Origin of the sequence: Agrobacterium sp. lyk4-40-TYG-31 (assembly GCF_030209855.1) — a bacterium.
Taxonomy (GTDB): Bacteria; Pseudomonadota; Alphaproteobacteria; order Rhizobiales; family Rhizobiaceae; genus Agrobacterium; species Agrobacterium vaccinii.
This window is the reverse complement of the sequence record NZ_JARVRE010000004.1, coordinates 744,507-759,303: the sequence shown is the minus strand read 5'-3', so window position 1 is coordinate 759,303 and position 14,797 is coordinate 744,507. Positions and strand designations below refer to the sequence as shown.

Here is a 14,797-nt window from a genome sequence, read left to right as displayed (position 1 = left end):
TTCTTCGGCATTTATTTCAACATCGGCCAAAGGCTGATGACCAGTAGGACCGCCATGGTGATGTTGAACCATTTGAGCCGCGCCGGCACCGATAACCATTCCCGCAGCGCCGAACCGAAACCGGCCCATGTCGAGACGCTGGGCAGGTTGACCGCCGCGAATGCGACACCCACCAGCATGACAGTGAAATAGTACCGCGCATCATCCGTATAGGTCGCCATGGCCGTCACCGCCATGACCCACGCTTTCGGGTTGACCCATTGAAACGCCGCAGCACCGAAAAACGTCATCGGTTGCGCCCCGACCTTGCCATCACCCAGACTGCGCGACGTACCGATTTTCCACGCGACCCACAGCAGATACGCACCGCCAGCGAATTTCAGCACGATGTAAAGCAACGGCACGGAATGCAGCAGCGCACCCAGCCCCAGACCGACGCCGATCAGCAGCGACAGAAACCCGGCACCAATTCCCAGCATATGTGGAATGGTGCGGCGAAAGCCGAAGTTCACGCCCGATGCGAACAACATCATATTGTTCGGCCCCGGCGTTATCGATGTCGCAAAAGCGAAAAGCAAAAGCGCAATAAAGGTTTCGATCGTCATCCTGTCCCCCGATACGCCAGACTATGAGAGCTTTTTCGCAAAGGCCAGTCGTTACAGCGAATGGAAATGCTCACAAGTTTTGATGGATCGACGGATCGGCTGGTTGGTTTAGACTGTTCAACACAGCAATTTCGGGAGAACCATATGTTCGACGAACTTCCAGCCGTCACCCTTCCCTCCGGCAAGTCCATCCCGGCGCTGGGCCTGGGAACGTGGAACATGGGCGAAGCCAGCACCAGTGCCGCACAGGAAATCGCCAGCATCCGCAAGGCGGTGGAACTAGGCATGTGTGTTATCGATACCGCCGAGATGTATGCCGATGGCCGCTCCGAAGAGATCGTTGGTCAGGCCATCGAAGGTATGCGCGAGGAGACTTTTCTCGTCAGCAAGGTCTATCCCTTCAATGCCAGCGCGCAAGGCACCATCGAAGCCTGCGAACGAAGCCTCAAACGGCTGGGCACAGACCACCTCGATCTCTATCTGCTCCACTGGCGTGGCTCCCACCCATTGAAGGAAACCGTCGCCGCCTTCGAGCGACTGAAAACAGATGGCAAGATTCTCGACTGGGGCGTATCGAACTTCGATACCGACGACATGGAAGAGCTGTTCTCCGTGCCGGATGGCCGGAATTGCGCTGCCAACCAGATACTCTACAACCTCTCCCGTCGCGGGCCGGAATACGATCTTGTGCCATGGTGCCAGCACCATGGCGTGCCGATCATGGCCTATTCCCCCATCGAGCAAGGCCGCCTTCTTTCCCACCATGAACTCATCCGCGTTGCCAAGGCCTATCAGGCAACCCCAGCGCAGGTGGCACTCGCCTTCCTGCTGGACCGCGACAGCGTGACGCCCATTCCCAAAACTGCCAATGTAGAGCGCGTGGTCGAAAATCTCGGTGCAATCGAACTGGAGATCACCGAGGAAGACTGGGCCGCGCTGGATGCCGCATTCCCGCCGCCGACAAAGAAGCAGCAGTTGGAGATGTTGTGATTCGCGATCAACGACTTACCGCAGTTTGCGGAATCGGATTGGCAACGAATTGAACTGATGATTGAGAATGCAGACACAAAAAAACCGGGCGCCAATGACGCCCGGTTTTTTTGTTTTCGTCTGATATCAGTTGATCAGAATTCTTCCCAATCCGACTTCACCGCCGCATTGCCGTTGAAGGCCGAGGCTACCTTGCGGCCCAGCGCGCGGGCTGGCGAGGGAGCGGGACGTTCGCTTGCCGTTACGTTGCGAACCGGCGCCGACGTATATGCGCCCTGCCCGTGACCGCCCAGCTTGAACTGGCTGAGAAGATGGTTCAGCGATGCCGCTTCCTTTGCAAGGCCATGGCTGGCCGCCGTCTGCTCTTCGACCATGGCCGCGTTCTTCTGCGTGTCCTGATCCATCTGGTTCACAGCCGTGTTGATCTGCTGCAAACCCGACGACTGCTCCTGCGCCGCATCCACGATGGCAACGACGTGGCGGTTGATTTCCTGCACTTCGGTCACGATGGTTTCCAAGGCACGACCGGTCTGGCCGACCAGTTCCACGCCTTCCTGAACCTGCGTATTCGAAGTCGTGATCAGCGCCTTGATGTCCTTGGCAGCATTGGCAGAGCGCTGTGCAAGTTCACGCACTTCCTGTGCAACGACCGCAAAGCCCTTGCCTGCTTCACCGGCACGTGCCGCTTCAACACCGGCGTTGAGCGCCAGAAGGTTGGTCTGGAAAGCAATCTCATCGATAACGCTGATGATGTTGGAGATTTCAGACGAGGACTTCTCGATCTGCTCCATCGCAACAACGGCCTTGCGGACGACGTTGCCGGACTGTTCGGCACCGGTGCGAGCCTTGGCAACCAGATGACCAGCTTCCTGTGCACGCTTGGTGCTGTCCTTTACCGTCGTGGTGATCTGCTCCAGAGCCGCTGCGGTTTCTTCTACCGATGCAGCCTGCTGTTCCGTGCGCTTGGCCAGATCGTCGGCAGCGGAACGGATTTCATTTGCACCGGCATCGATACCGCGAGCGTTTTCGGCAACGCGAGACAGCGCCGATTGCAGTTTTTCAGCGGACGCATTGAAGTTGCTGCGGACCGCATCGAGATGGGCAGCGAAAGGCTGGCTGATGCGATAGGAGACATCGCCGTCCGACAGGCGTGACAGCGCGTCGGCAAGGTTATCGACGGCAAAGCTGGTGTCTGCCGCTTCCTTGGCTTTCTGCTCCTCACGGGCAATGCGTTCCTTCTCGGACAGGCTGCGATTGGCATCGGCCTCCTGTTCGAGACGAGCGCGCTCAAGAGCGTTTTCGCGGAAGATGGAGACGGCCTGCGCCATATGGCCCAATTCGTCCTTGCGGTTGAGACCGTCGATCTCTTCTTTCGTCTGACCGCTGGCAAGGGATGCCATGCGTGCGCTCAAACGTGCGACGGGGCCGGTGATGCCGCGTGCAGAGACCCAGAGGGAGGCGATGATGGCGAGCGCAAAGAGAATGCCCAGAGTGACAAGCGAGGTCAGGATTGCGGAGTTCGTCTGGTCCGTCAGTCCGTCGGATTTGTTCAGGACCGACTGAAGATTGCTTTCGCTGATGTCGCGAATATCGGCGCGCCACTGTTCGATGGAAGGACCGACCTCGAGAAGCGTCTTGCGCGCGGTATTGAAATCGCCAGCGCGGATCGAAGCCCAGACTTTATCCAACGAACCGACAATGGTCTTTGCCCGATCGTTCATGACATCAAGCTTGGCAGCGACCTCCGGGACGAGCTTCTTGGCGTTGTCCAGACGGCGCGATATCGCTTCGATATCTTTCTTGTAGGTCGCTTCGATCTCGGTGGGCTTGATCGACCGCTCGGACATCATCAGGCCGATGGATGTGTCGTAGCCAGCCGAAACCAGAGATGTGTTGGAGCGAAATAGTTCAGTCGCTGCTATCGCGTCCTGAGAGATGAAATCTGAATAGGTACTGTCGGCAGTTTTGTAGTTGGACGATACGAAAGCAACGCCACATAAGCCAACAAGCGCCACGGGGACGATGAGGGAGAGTATTTTGGTGCGGATTTTCGCGTTCTCTAGAAACGACATGTGTCCTCGCGTTAGGCATCTGCCAGACGACAATAGCGCGCTACCCTCCCTCCCCCTGTTTCAGGTCAGAAGCCATTGCTTTGTCGATCTCGGGGATACGCTCCATCATGGAGCGAAAGACAGTCTCTGTTTATGATGAACGCATTGATAAAGGCTTAATATACGCCAAATACGTGAAATTGAATATCAGGCGGAAAACGTAAATACCTACTGTTTTCATCAACTTACGCAACGTTATGCTGCGAAATACTGTTTCAAAAAAATACAACCAGAGGGTATCCGAGGGGCTTTGATCCGCCAATCCCGGTCTGCCGCGTATGCAATAGTTCCGTCGAATCAACGACGGAAAAACGGCGTCTGTTTCAACAGCCAATAGATCGGAAAAGCCAGGATCATTAGAAAAATGCTCGCTTCATGGGTAGACGCGGCATCGGCCCACTTGTCCGCCAGCGAATTGCTGCCGAAGATGCCAAGGGCTATAAGAGTGAACCCAGTCAGGCTGATGGAGGCTGTAACGAGCCAAGCCCACCACTCAAACAGCAACTGGCCTTCAGACGCGAGATGAAGGGTAAAGGCGGAGCCAGCAAACAGGATGACGCCAAGGGTCAGCAGATAGCTGCGGCAATAGAGCGCCCATGCCTGTCGCGTTTTTGGCTTCACTTCAGCACCTCGAAAATTTCTTTGTGTCGGATGCCGGTGACGACCGCGGTGATCGCAAAGGCGACGAACAGGATGACGTGAAGCTTTCCGGCAATGGAAGACAGATGCGCTCTGGCTTCCTGACCGAATATCGTTGCTCTCTCGAGAGAACGCGAATCGAGCGGTCGGAGGGATTTGGTGTGGAAAGGCCCGAAATCCTTTCGGCGCGCTAGTCGATAGAACATCACCAGTAGGAAGCCGATCAACAGCAGAATCGCGCCAAAGCCGGAGAGTACGAAAATTTCCTTGGAACTCAAATGCACGAGCCTTTCCTGTTTTCGTTGCAATTACAGGACAATACGACGCGCTTGCAACCCGTAAGGGCACAAAAAAGCCCGCAGCGAAACACCGCGGGCTCATAGATTGGCAGGGGGCTGAGGGGACTACATCCCCTGCGGACCCCGGTTCATCGCTGCAATGCCGGTGCGGCAGACTTCGAGGAGGCCCAGCGGCTTTATGATCGTCAGGAACTGGTCGATCTTGGAGGACTTGCCGGTGATTTCGAAGATGAAATGCTCCAGCGTCGCATCCACCACCTTGGCGTGGAAGGCATCGGCCAGCCGCAGCGTTTCGGCGCGGTCCTCGCCCCGTCCGGCCACCTTGATGAGCGCGACTTCACGCTCAATGGGGCGGTCCTGTCCGTTCTGGCGGGCGCGAACCGTGAGGTCCACGACGCGGTGAACGGGCACGATACGCTCTAGCTGCGCCTTGATCTGCTCCAGCACGCCTGGTGTGCCGCGCGTGACGATGGTGATGCGCGACAGATGCGCCTCATGTTCCGTTTCCGAAACCGTCAGGCTTTCGATGTTGTAACCGCGACCGGAAAACAGGCCGATGACGCGGGCAAGGACGCCGGGCTCGTTGGCAACGAGAACCGAAAGCGTATGGTTTTCAACGGTTTCCGTTTCCTTCTGAATGAAGTAGGCCGAACCGGTGGGCTGTAGATGTGCGTTCATATCCGTGTTCCTCTCCCGATCAGACTAGCTGACGGCCCTTGGCATCGATGGCGTTGGCAACGGCTTCGTCGGTTGCCTCGTCCGGCAACAGCATCTCGTTATGTGCCTTGCCCGATGGGATCATCGGGAAGCAGTTGGTGAGATTGGCGACGCGGCAGTCGAAAATCACCGGGCGCTTGACCGCGATCATTTCCGCGATCTTGTCGTCCAATTCTTTCGGGTCGTCGCAATACATGCCGACGGCGCCATAAGCATCGGCCAGCTTGACGAAATCAGGCATGGCTTCCGTGTAGGAGTTCGACAGACGGTTGCCATGCAGCAACTGCTGCCACTGCCGCACCATGCCCATATACTGGTTGTTCAGGATGAAGATCTTGACCGGCAGATTGTACTGGATGGCGCAGGCCATTTCCTGAATACACATCTGGATCGAGGCATCACCGGCGACATCGATAACCAGCGCGTCCGGGTGAGCGACCTGCACACCGATGGCAGCCGGGAAGCCATAGCCCATGGTGCCCAGACCACCGGAGGTCATCCAGCGGTTCGGCTGTTCGAAGCCGAGGAACTGCGCGGCCCACATCTGGTGCTGGCCGACTTCCGTGGTGATGTAGGTGTCATGCCCCTTGGTCGCCTCGGACAGACGCTGAAGCGCATATTGCGGCATGATGACATCGTTGGAGTTCTTGTAGGCAAACGAGTTGCGCGCACGCCAGCGCTCGATCTGCTCCAGCCACTCCGCCGTCTGCGCCTTTTCAGGACGCTTCGGCAGCGCACGCCACAGGCGAACCATGTCTTCCAGAACATGGGCGATGTCCCCAACGATCGGTACATCGACGCGCACGTTCTTGTTGATCGAGGACGGATCGATATCGATGTGGATTTTCTTGGAGTTCGGCGCAAACGCGTTGAGACGGCCCGTGATACGGTCGTCGAAACGCGCACCGACGCAGATCATGACATCACAGTCGTGCATCGCCATGTTGGCTTCGTAAGAACCGTGCATGCCCAGCATACCCAGCCACTTCTCGCCGGATGCCGGATATGAACCGAGGCCCATCAGCGTCGATGTGATCGGGAAGCCAGTCAGTTCAACCAGTTCACGCAGCAGACGCGTCGCTTCTGGGCCGGAATTGACGACACCGCCGCCCGTGTAGAGAACTGGGCGCTGCGCCTTCGACATCAGTTCGATCGCGGCGTGAACGGCGTTGATGTCGCCCTGAACCTTCGGCTTGTAGCTCTTCTGCTGAATGGCAGCGGATGGCGGCGTGTAGGTGCCGGTCGCGAACTGGATGTCTTTGGGAACATCGACAACGACGGGGCCGGGACGACCGGTCTGGGCAATGCGGAAGGCTTCGTGAATGATGCCGGCTAGCTCGTTGACGTCCTTGACCAGCCAGTTGTGCTTGGTGCAGGGGCGCGTGATGCCAACGGTATCGCACTCCTGAAACGCATCGGAGCCGATCAGCGAGGTTGGAACCTGGCCGGAAATGCAGACGAGCGGAATGCTGTCCATCAACGCATCCTGCAACGGCGTAACGGCATTGGTAGCGCCGGGACCGGAAGTGACGAGCATAACGCCGACCTTGCCGGTGGAGCGGGCATAACCTTCGGCGGCGTGACCGGCACCCTGTTCGTGGCGAACCAGAATGTGCTGAATGTCTTCCTGCTGGAAAATCTCGTCATAGATCGGAAGAACCGCACCGCCGGGATAGCCGAAGATATGCTCTACGCCATTGTCCTTGAGCGCGCGCAGAACGATTTCCGCGCCCGTCATGGTGTTGCTGTTATCCGTATTGTCCTTATCCGTCATTGCCTGTTCCATCCCGATTTGGCTTTGGATATCGTGGGCCATATGGCCTGTGTGAAGACATAAAAAAAGGCCCCTTGAGGAGCCTCGTTCAGCGCATGGGTGCTTTCGCCGGATGGTTACACCATCCTGCCCATGCGCCGTCCCACCACGATAAGTACGTTAAGATTTTTCATGGGTCGGAGTGTTAGACACAAAACCAATATCCGTCAACGCATGTTGCGGAAAAAATCGGCATTCATTTCCATTTATTGCGAAAGACGCGCGTTTGAAGACATAAAAATACGCGTGTCTTACACCGATTGTTAAACGCAACACTGTAAGTTTTCAGGGATAATCGGGACAAACCCGTGAGCGGCCGAGTGAAAAGGCCAACAGGACCTATGACAGGGGCGAGACGTGTTCAACGACGACCTTCGCAAATCTGCAAAAGCAGGCGAGCATGACCGCCGCGACGATTCGACGGCAGGAAACCGCCTGCTGGGCCACGTCATTTCCTGCACCGGCGCACGTGCTACCATTTCCGCCATCACCGAACCGGGCAAGACCGACCTTGCCGAACTGTGGTCCGTCGGACGACTGATCTCCATCGATCTGGGTGAAACCCGCGTCGCCGCCCTCACCTACGCCATGAAAACAGGCCAGGTCGAATGGTCCGATAACAGCAGCAATACGTTGCTGATCGATGTCGAGCTGTTGGGCGAAATCCACGCCATGCAGGACGGATCGGAGCGTTTCTCGACCGGCATTTCGCGATATCCCTATCTCGGCGCAGTCGCCCATCGCATCCGCTCCAGCGATCTCATGCGCATCTATGAAACGCAAGGCCGCGGTGCCTGTGTGGTCGGGCGGTTGACGCAGGATGACAGTATCGACGCCACCATCAGCATTCCGCAGATGCTGTCGAAGCATTTCGCGGTTCTGGGCTCGACCGGCGTCGGCAAATCCACCGCCGTTTCACTGCTTCTCAACAAGGCAATCGAAAAAGACCCGAAACTGCGAGTGCTGATCCTCGATCCGCACAATGAATATGCCGCCGCCTTCCCCATGACCTCGGTCGTCATCGATACTGATACGCTTGATCTGCCCTTCTGGCTGATGAAAATGGAGGAGTTCACCGAGGTTCTCTATCGTGGCCGCAAGCCAGTGGCCGAAGAACTGGACGTTCTGCGTGACCTGATCCCGGATGCGAAGCGTGCCTTCCGCGGCGCCGACAATTCCGTCATGCGCCGCGCCTCGGAAAAATCCTCGCTGACATCAGATACGCCGGTTCCCTACCGCATCGCCGATCTCCTGGCGCTCATCGATGAGCGTATCGGGCGGCTCGAGGGTCGCGATGAGAAGCCTGCACTGCGCAATCTCAAAATGCGCATCATGGCCGCCATCAACGATCCGCGTTACCACTTCATGTTCTCCAACAGCACGATTACCGATACGATCATGGAGACCGTGGCGCATATCTTCCGGGTGCCGGGAGAAGGCAAGCCGATCTCGGTGTTTCAACTTGCGGGCATCCCCTCCGAAGTCGTGAATTCCGTGGCCTCGGTTCTATGCCGCATGGCCTTCGAACTGGCGCTGTGGAGCCAGGGCGCCATCCACACGCTGGTCGTCTGCGAAGAAGCGCACCGTTACGTGCCCGCCGACCCCTCGCTCGGCTTCTTCCCCACGCGGCAGGCCATCGCGCGCATCGCCAAGGAAGGCCGCAAATACGGCGTCTCGCTCGGTATCATCACCCAGCGCCCCGGCGAACTCGATCAGACAATCCTGTCGCAATGCTCGACAGTGTTTGCCATGCGCCTCTCCAATGAGAGCGATCAGGAGATCATTCGCTCCGCCATTCCGAATTCGTCCGTTTCGACCACCAGCTTCCTGTCCTCCATCGGCAATGGTGAAGCCATTGCCTTCGGTGAAGCCATCAGCGTACCGATGAGAATCCGGTTCAGCCGCGTGGCCGCCCATAGCCTGCCGAAGGCGAATGGCATCATGCCGCACATCGCGGAAGACACGCCCGATACGGTCGATCTTCGCTCCATCGTTAAACGCATGCGCGCCGTCACCGGCCCCGACATTTCCGGCTTCCGCCAAAGCTACGAAGCCAAAATCGCGCAGGATGCCGATGAGGACGAGTTCGAGAGCTGGAGCCAGGAATTCAAAGGGCAAAGCAACAGCAACGAACCCTACCGCCCGGAAATGTTACCCCGCAGCTCGGTTTTCTCTGGAAAGGCGCAGATGACGGAGGCGGCTCCAGTTGCTCGCGAGCCTGCTGCAACGCCGCCTTTCACCGGTGAAGAACCACGGCTGTCTCTACGTGATAGTTTGCTGAAGAAGCCGCTGGGGAGTTTGTATCGGAAGGATTGATGGGCTGATGTCATCCCTTTTCCCTCCCTCATTCCTGTGCTTGTCACAGGAATCCAGTTAGCCCAAGTCTTTGGGCTGGAAGAATCGTCCCGCCGCGCAGACGCGCGTCGACTGGATTCCTGTTACAAGGACAGGAATGAGGAAGAGATAGCTCACGGCACCACCCTCTCCCAATCCTCCCCCATCTGGTTACGAAACCATGTCATCTGCCGCTTGGCATATTGCCGTGTCGCCGCAGCGGCCTTTTCGATGACCTCCGCCTCGCCCATACGCCCCGCCAGCATCTCCGCAATCTGTGAAACGCCTATAGCCTTCATCACAGTCGCATCGTCAGAAAGCTCAAGCGTCAGCAGCGCCTCCACTTCTTCAACGGCACCGCTTTGCATCATGCCCGCAAACCGGCGGTTAATGCGATCATGTAACACCGCCCGTTCCGGCAAGACGACAAGCTTTTGCGCCCGCGCCGGATCGATGATCACCGGTCCGGTCGCCTGCTGAAACGTGCGAATGGATTTCCCGCTTGCTTCAAGCACCTCCAGCGCGCGGACGATGCGCTGGCCATCGCCTGGCTGCAGGATTTGCGCGGTCTGCGGGTCGCCGGTCGATAACTCAGCGTAAAGTTCCGCCGGTCCCTCTTCCAGCAGCCGCATGCGGTAACGCTCGCGAATGTCTACCGGAATGGTCGGAATATCCGACAGGCCGCCCGTCAGCGCCTTGAAATAAAGCCCGGTGCCGCCAACGATAACGGGGTAACGACCCTCACCGCGCAATGTTTCCAGAAGCGCCGTCACCTCCCGCAACCACTCGCCCGTCGAATAAAGTCGTGCAGCGGGAACGTGGCCGTAGAGGCAATGCGGCACACCCTCCATGTCCGCCGCGGAGGGGCGCGCTGTCAGCACTTGCAGCGTGTCATAAACCTGCATGCTATCGGCATTGATGACGACGCCATTCCTTTCCCGGGCCAGACGAAGCGCAAGCGCGGACTTGCCGCTCGCCGTCGGTCCGGTTATCAGGGTCGCATTGAAGTCGTCAGCAAGGTTTTTCATCATGGCTCTCGTTGCCACGCTTATCGCCAATCCGTCAAATCCTGTTCTGAATTCCACCATTGCAGAAAGTGCCGCCAAGGCGCTCGACGCATCCGGCCTCTATTGGCTGGCGGACGGCATTGCCTGCGATCTGGTGCTGCGCGACGGAACCGATAGGGCAGCGGCAGAACGCGTGCTGCGCATGGCCATCGTTGACCGACCTATCGATATCGCCATTCAGGACCAGGACAATCGGCGCAAGAAAATCCTGATCGCCGATATGGACTCGACCATGATCGGCCAGGAATGCATCGATGAACTGGCTGCCGAAGTAGGATTGAAAGAGCAGGTCTCCACCATCACCGCCCGGGCGATGAATGGCGAGATCGCATTCGAGCCTGCGCTGAGGGAGCGTGTCGCCTTGCTGAAAGGCCTGCCGATTTCCGTGGTGGACGAGGTCATCGAAAAGCGCATCACGCTCACACCCGGCGGCATGGAACTCATCGCCACCATGAAAGCGAAGGGGCATTACACGGCGCTGGTCTCCGGCGGCTTTACCGTCTTTACGAGCCGGATTGCAGCGACGCTGGGCTTCGATGAGAACCGCGCAAACATTCTGGGTGAGAAAGACGGCCTTCTCGATGGCACAGTAGCTGAACCCATCCTCGGCAAGCAGGCTAAGGTCGATGCTCTCAACGACATCGCCGCAAAGCTCGGCATATCGCCTGACGATGCCTTGGCGGTGGGTGATGGCGCCAATGATCTCGGCATGTTGCATCTGGCCGGTTCCGGCGTTGCCCTCCATGCCAAGCCCGCCGTCGCAGCGGAGGCAAAAATCCGCATCGACCACAGTGACCTTACCGCCCTGCTCTACCTTCAGGGCTACAGAAAGTCCGACTTCGTTACCCCATGATTGTCAGCGGAACACCAAGGCTGATCCTTCGGGATTGGAAACAGACGGACCGGGATCTCTTCCGCGAGATCAACGCCGACCCCCAGGTGATGGAGTTCTTTCCACATCAGCGCAACCATGACGAATCCGATGCTGCGCTGAAGACCGTCAATCAGATGATCCACGCGACCGGATACGGCTTTTACGCGGTGGAACTGCGCGAGACCGGCGAACCAATCGGCTTTTGCGGCATCGCGCCCGCCAATCTGGAAGGCATTTTCCCGCGCGGCTCGATGGAAATTGGCTGGCGGCTGGCAACCCGTTACTGGGGTCAGGGCTATGTCACGGAAGCGGCAAAATCACTGCTCGCAATGGCTTTCGATGAGAAGAAGCTACCCGAAATCGTGTCTTTCGCCGTTCACGACAATCTGCGCTCTATCGCGGTCATGAAACGCATCGGCCTCATCCGCGACCCATCCCGCGATTTCCTGCACCCCCGCGTGCCAGACAGCCATCCACACCTGAAGCCGCATGTGACGTATGCTCTCACGCTTGAGCGGTGGTTAGGGAAGTGAGTGGCCTGTAGTGCCCACCTCCGTCACCCCGGCCTTGAGCCGGGGTCCAGCAGACGCGCGTCTGCGCGGCGAAAGAGTCTATCAGCCCAAGGACTTGGGCTGACTGGATTCCGGCTCAAGGCCGGAGTGACGGAAGATGGGTAGGGCTTTAAAAATAATCAATGCAAACCGAACACCCGCAACAGTTCCTCACGCTGGCGCACGAAGGCCACTGAGCTTCTGTCACGTGGGCGCGGAAGATCAATGTCGATGATGCGAGGAGCAGCCCCCTTTTCGCGCGGAAGAATGAGAATGCGGTCGGCGAGATAGATCGCTTCTTCCAGATCATGCGTGACCAGCACGGTCGTCACGTCCTCCTCCCGCCAGATGCGCGCCAGCTCCTGCTGCATGCTGATTTTCGTCATCGCATCGAGCGCGCCGAGCGGCTCGTCCAGCAGCAGAATTTCCGGTTGCACGGCAAGGGCTCGGGCAATGCCCACACGCTGCGCCATGCCGCCGGAAAGCTGACGCGGATAGGCGGTTTCGAATTGCTGCAAGCCGACGAGATCGATGTAGCGTTGCGCCCTCGATCGAGCCTGATCTTTCGACACGCCCTGCGTTTTCAGCCCGAAAGCGACGTTTTCGAGAACCGTCAGCCATGGCAGCAGGCGCGGCTCCTGAAAGATCACCGCCCGCTCCGAGCCCACGCCGTGTACGGCGTTGCCGTCAATCAGCACCTCGCCGGTATCTGCTGCCTCGAGCCCGGCCAGCACGCGCAGCAGTGTCGTCTTTCCAGAGCCACTGGCGCCGACGATAGCAAGGCTCTCGCCAGACACGATCTTCAGGTTGATGTCTTTGAGAACCTGAAAAGGTTTGCCGTTGAGTTGGTAGGATTTGGAGAGATGGCGGATCGCCACCTCCCCGCGAACGGATTGCGCCTGTGTCATACTGCGTCCTCAGTTGCTGGCTGTTTCAGGCGCGTAGAGAATGTTCTTGGCCGTGATCTGGCCCTCCTTGACCTTGCCTTCGCGTGTCAGGATATCGATCCAGAACTGCAAGTCACGGTCCACGGCCTTGCCGCCCGGGCGAACGCCGTAGCCCCGGAAGTATTGCGCAATGTCGGGGTTCTCGCCACGCTCGGCCAAAGCCTTGGCGAAAATCTTCTTCGTTTCTTCCGGGTGCTCGCGTGCGTAGTCGAGAGCGCGCTGCGACTGCTCAACGAAGATTTTCGAGGCTTCGGGATGCTTGATGGTAAAATCGCGGCGCAAGACGATGAAGCCACCGGCAATATCACCCAGCACATCGGTATCGTCGAAGATCGGACGAATCCCGCCAGCGGCCTTTGCCTTGCCTTCGAATGTCGTCTGCCAGTAACCGAAAGCGGAAATGTCCACCTGTCCGGAACGCAGAACCTGCTCCAGTTGCGGGCCGGGAACGACGACCGGCTTTGCCGCATCCGTTGGCAGGTTCACGGAATGCAGGGCTTCGCGGATGGTGTAATCCAGATGCGCGCCGAGCGTATTCACCGCGATGGTCTTGCCAGCAATGTCCTTGATATCCTTGATCGGGCTATCGTCCAGAACATAGAAAACCGACTGCACCTCGTCATTGATCCCGTTTGACGGGAACGCGGCCACGAAGTCATTGCCGCCGATGATCGAATTCAACACCGCAGCAGTCGCGGCACTGCCGATCTCGACGTCACCGGATGCCAGGGCAAACAGGGAAGCCGGCCCACCCGTGGCATAGCCGACGTTTTCGATGGTAACGCCGGTGCCTTTGAAGTAGCCGAGTTCCTGCGCCAGCTCCTGCGCGGATAGACCGCCCTGGCTTGCGAGGTAGCGGAATTTGACCTCTTCGGCGGCAGACGCGGCACTCGCGAAACCAAAAATCAGGGCAGCCGAAAGCAATAGCTTACGAGAATGAAAGCTCATGGGTTTTTCCTTTGAGAAAGAGAATATGTTTAGCTGATGGGCATTACCGCGAAGGCTGCGACCAGCGACAAAGCTTGCGTTGCAGAAGAACCAGCACGGCATTGGCGGCAAGCCCCAGAAGTGCCAGCAGAAGAATGGCGGCAAACATCAGCGGTATCTGGAAATTATACTGCGCATTCATGACCTGAAAGCCGATGCCCTTGTTGGCACCGATCATTTCGGCGGCGATCAACAAAAGCAGCGCAGTCGTCGCAGACAGTCGCAAGCCGACGAAAATCGCTGGTACGGAGGCAGGCAGAACGACGCGGCGGAAAATCGTCAGCGGTCCGGCACCGTAGGTTCGCGCCATCTCGATCAGCTTACCGTCCACTTCCTTCACACCACCAATGGTGGACAGGAGGATGGGAAACAGCGTTGCCCAGAAAATCACGAAAACCTTCGATGCTTCGCCCAATCCGAGAAGCAGAATAAAAACGGGATAAAGTGCCAGCGCCGAGGTCTGGCGGAAGAACTGCAACAGCGGATCGAGAGCCCGCTCCACCGCCGTGACCTGCCCCATGAACAGCCCGAGCGGAATGCCGATGGCGACTGCCGCTGCAAAGGCGATGCCGGAGCGTTGCAGACTGATGCCGATATCATCGATCAAGGCGCCGCTGGCAATGCCCTTCCACAAAGCACCGACAATGGAATCGAGCGGAGGAAACACCGCCGGATTGATCCAGCCGAAAACGCTGGAAATTTGCCACGCAGCGAGAAAGCTGAGGACGAGGCCGTAGCGGGAGAGGAACGGCCCGATCAGGCCGCGCACCACCTGACCCAGCACCGGCGCTCGGTTTTCCGTCTGTCGGTATTGGAGCGACCTCGGGAGAATGACTTTTGCATCTTCAAACGACATGATCGCG

At 58.1% G+C, this 14,797-nt stretch carries 14 protein-coding genes; 4 read left to right on the top strand and 10 right to left on the bottom strand.

The genetic code is table 11. The annotated features are described in order from the left end of the window. Positions 1-11: 11 nt before the first annotated feature. A complete protein-coding gene (locus QRN55_RS08845) occupies positions 12-605 on the bottom strand; it encodes a LysE family translocator (RefSeq protein ID WP_284776435.1) in 594 nt (197 codons plus the stop codon). Positions 606-749: 144 nt separating this feature from the next. On the opposite strand from QRN55_RS08845, the gene QRN55_RS08840 reads away from it, so the two are divergent. Then, positions 750-1,595 (top strand): aldo/keto reductase, encoded by an 846-nt coding sequence (locus QRN55_RS08840; protein ID WP_284776434.1) that lies wholly within the window; start codon positions 750-752, stop codon positions 1,593-1,595. Positions 1,596-1,729: 134 nt separating this feature from the next. On the opposite strand, the gene QRN55_RS08835 is transcribed toward QRN55_RS08840, so the two are convergent. From QRN55_RS08835 to QRN55_RS08815, 5 genes are all read right to left on the bottom strand, one after another. Beyond that, positions 1,730-3,667, bottom strand: a complete 1,938-nt coding sequence (locus QRN55_RS08835; RefSeq protein ID WP_284776433.1) for a methyl-accepting chemotaxis protein — start codon at positions 3,665-3,667, stop codon at positions 1,730-1,732. 336 nt (positions 3,668-4,003) lie between these two features. After that, positions 4,004-4,327, bottom strand: coding sequence for a hypothetical protein (locus tag QRN55_RS08830; RefSeq protein ID WP_284776432.1), 324 nt, complete (start codon positions 4,325-4,327; stop codon positions 4,004-4,006). Continuing rightward, on the bottom strand, positions 4,324-4,629 hold the full coding sequence (locus QRN55_RS08825; RefSeq protein ID WP_284776431.1) for a hypothetical protein: 306 nt from the start codon (positions 4,627-4,629) through the stop codon (positions 4,324-4,326). Before QRN55_RS08825 ends, QRN55_RS08830 begins: the two co-directional genes overlap by 4 nt. 120 nt (positions 4,630-4,749) lie before the next feature. Next, a complete protein-coding gene (gene ilvN, locus QRN55_RS08820) occupies positions 4,750-5,322 on the bottom strand; it encodes an acetolactate synthase small subunit (protein ID WP_111838005.1) in 573 nt (190 codons plus the stop codon). Positions 5,323-5,341: 19 nt separating this feature from the next. Further along, positions 5,342-7,135, bottom strand: a complete 1,794-nt coding sequence (locus QRN55_RS08815; protein ID WP_284776430.1) for an acetolactate synthase 3 large subunit — start codon at positions 7,133-7,135, stop codon at positions 5,342-5,344. 396 nt (positions 7,136-7,531) lie between these two features. Between QRN55_RS08815 and QRN55_RS08810 the strand changes: the two genes are divergently transcribed. Next, entirely contained in the window at positions 7,532-9,490 is a 1,959-nt protein-coding gene (locus QRN55_RS08810; protein ID WP_284776429.1) for an ATP-binding protein, read from the top strand. Between the two features lie 152 nt (positions 9,491-9,642). Here QRN55_RS08810 and miaA read toward each other — a convergent pair whose 3' ends face one another. After that, complete coding sequence (gene miaA / locus QRN55_RS08805) at positions 9,643-10,539, bottom strand: tRNA (adenosine(37)-N6)-dimethylallyltransferase MiaA (protein ID WP_284776428.1); 897 nt, start codon at positions 10,537-10,539, stop codon at positions 9,643-9,645. On the opposite strand from miaA, the gene serB reads away from it, so the two are divergent. After that, complete coding sequence (gene serB, locus QRN55_RS08800) at positions 10,538-11,428, top strand: phosphoserine phosphatase SerB (RefSeq protein ID WP_233121433.1); 891 nt, start codon at positions 10,538-10,540, stop codon at positions 11,426-11,428. The two genes, miaA and serB, sit on opposite strands and share 2 nt — an antisense overlap. Next, on the top strand, positions 11,425-11,982 hold the full coding sequence (locus QRN55_RS08795) for a GNAT family N-acetyltransferase (RefSeq protein ID WP_284776427.1): 558 nt from the start codon (positions 11,425-11,427) through the stop codon (positions 11,980-11,982). Before serB ends, QRN55_RS08795 begins: the two co-directional genes overlap by 4 nt. Positions 11,983-12,140: 158 nt before the next feature. On the opposite strand, the gene QRN55_RS08790 is transcribed toward QRN55_RS08795, so the two are convergent. From QRN55_RS08790 to QRN55_RS08780, 3 genes are read right to left on the bottom strand one after another with little or no spacing between them, the layout of a single operon-like run. Then, complete coding sequence (locus tag QRN55_RS08790; RefSeq protein ID WP_284776426.1) at positions 12,141-12,908, bottom strand: ABC transporter ATP-binding protein; 768 nt, start codon at positions 12,906-12,908, stop codon at positions 12,141-12,143. 9 nt (positions 12,909-12,917) lie between these two features. Continuing rightward, on the bottom strand, positions 12,918-13,895 hold the full coding sequence (locus tag QRN55_RS08785) for an ABC transporter substrate-binding protein (protein ID WP_284776425.1): 978 nt from the start codon (positions 13,893-13,895) through the stop codon (positions 12,918-12,920). A gap of 43 nt (positions 13,896-13,938) precedes the next feature. Further along, positions 13,939-14,790: an ABC transporter permease gene (locus QRN55_RS08780; protein ID WP_284776424.1), complete on the bottom strand. Its 852-nt coding sequence runs from the start codon at positions 14,788-14,790 to the stop codon at positions 13,939-13,941. Positions 14,791-14,797 lie beyond the last annotated feature (7 nt).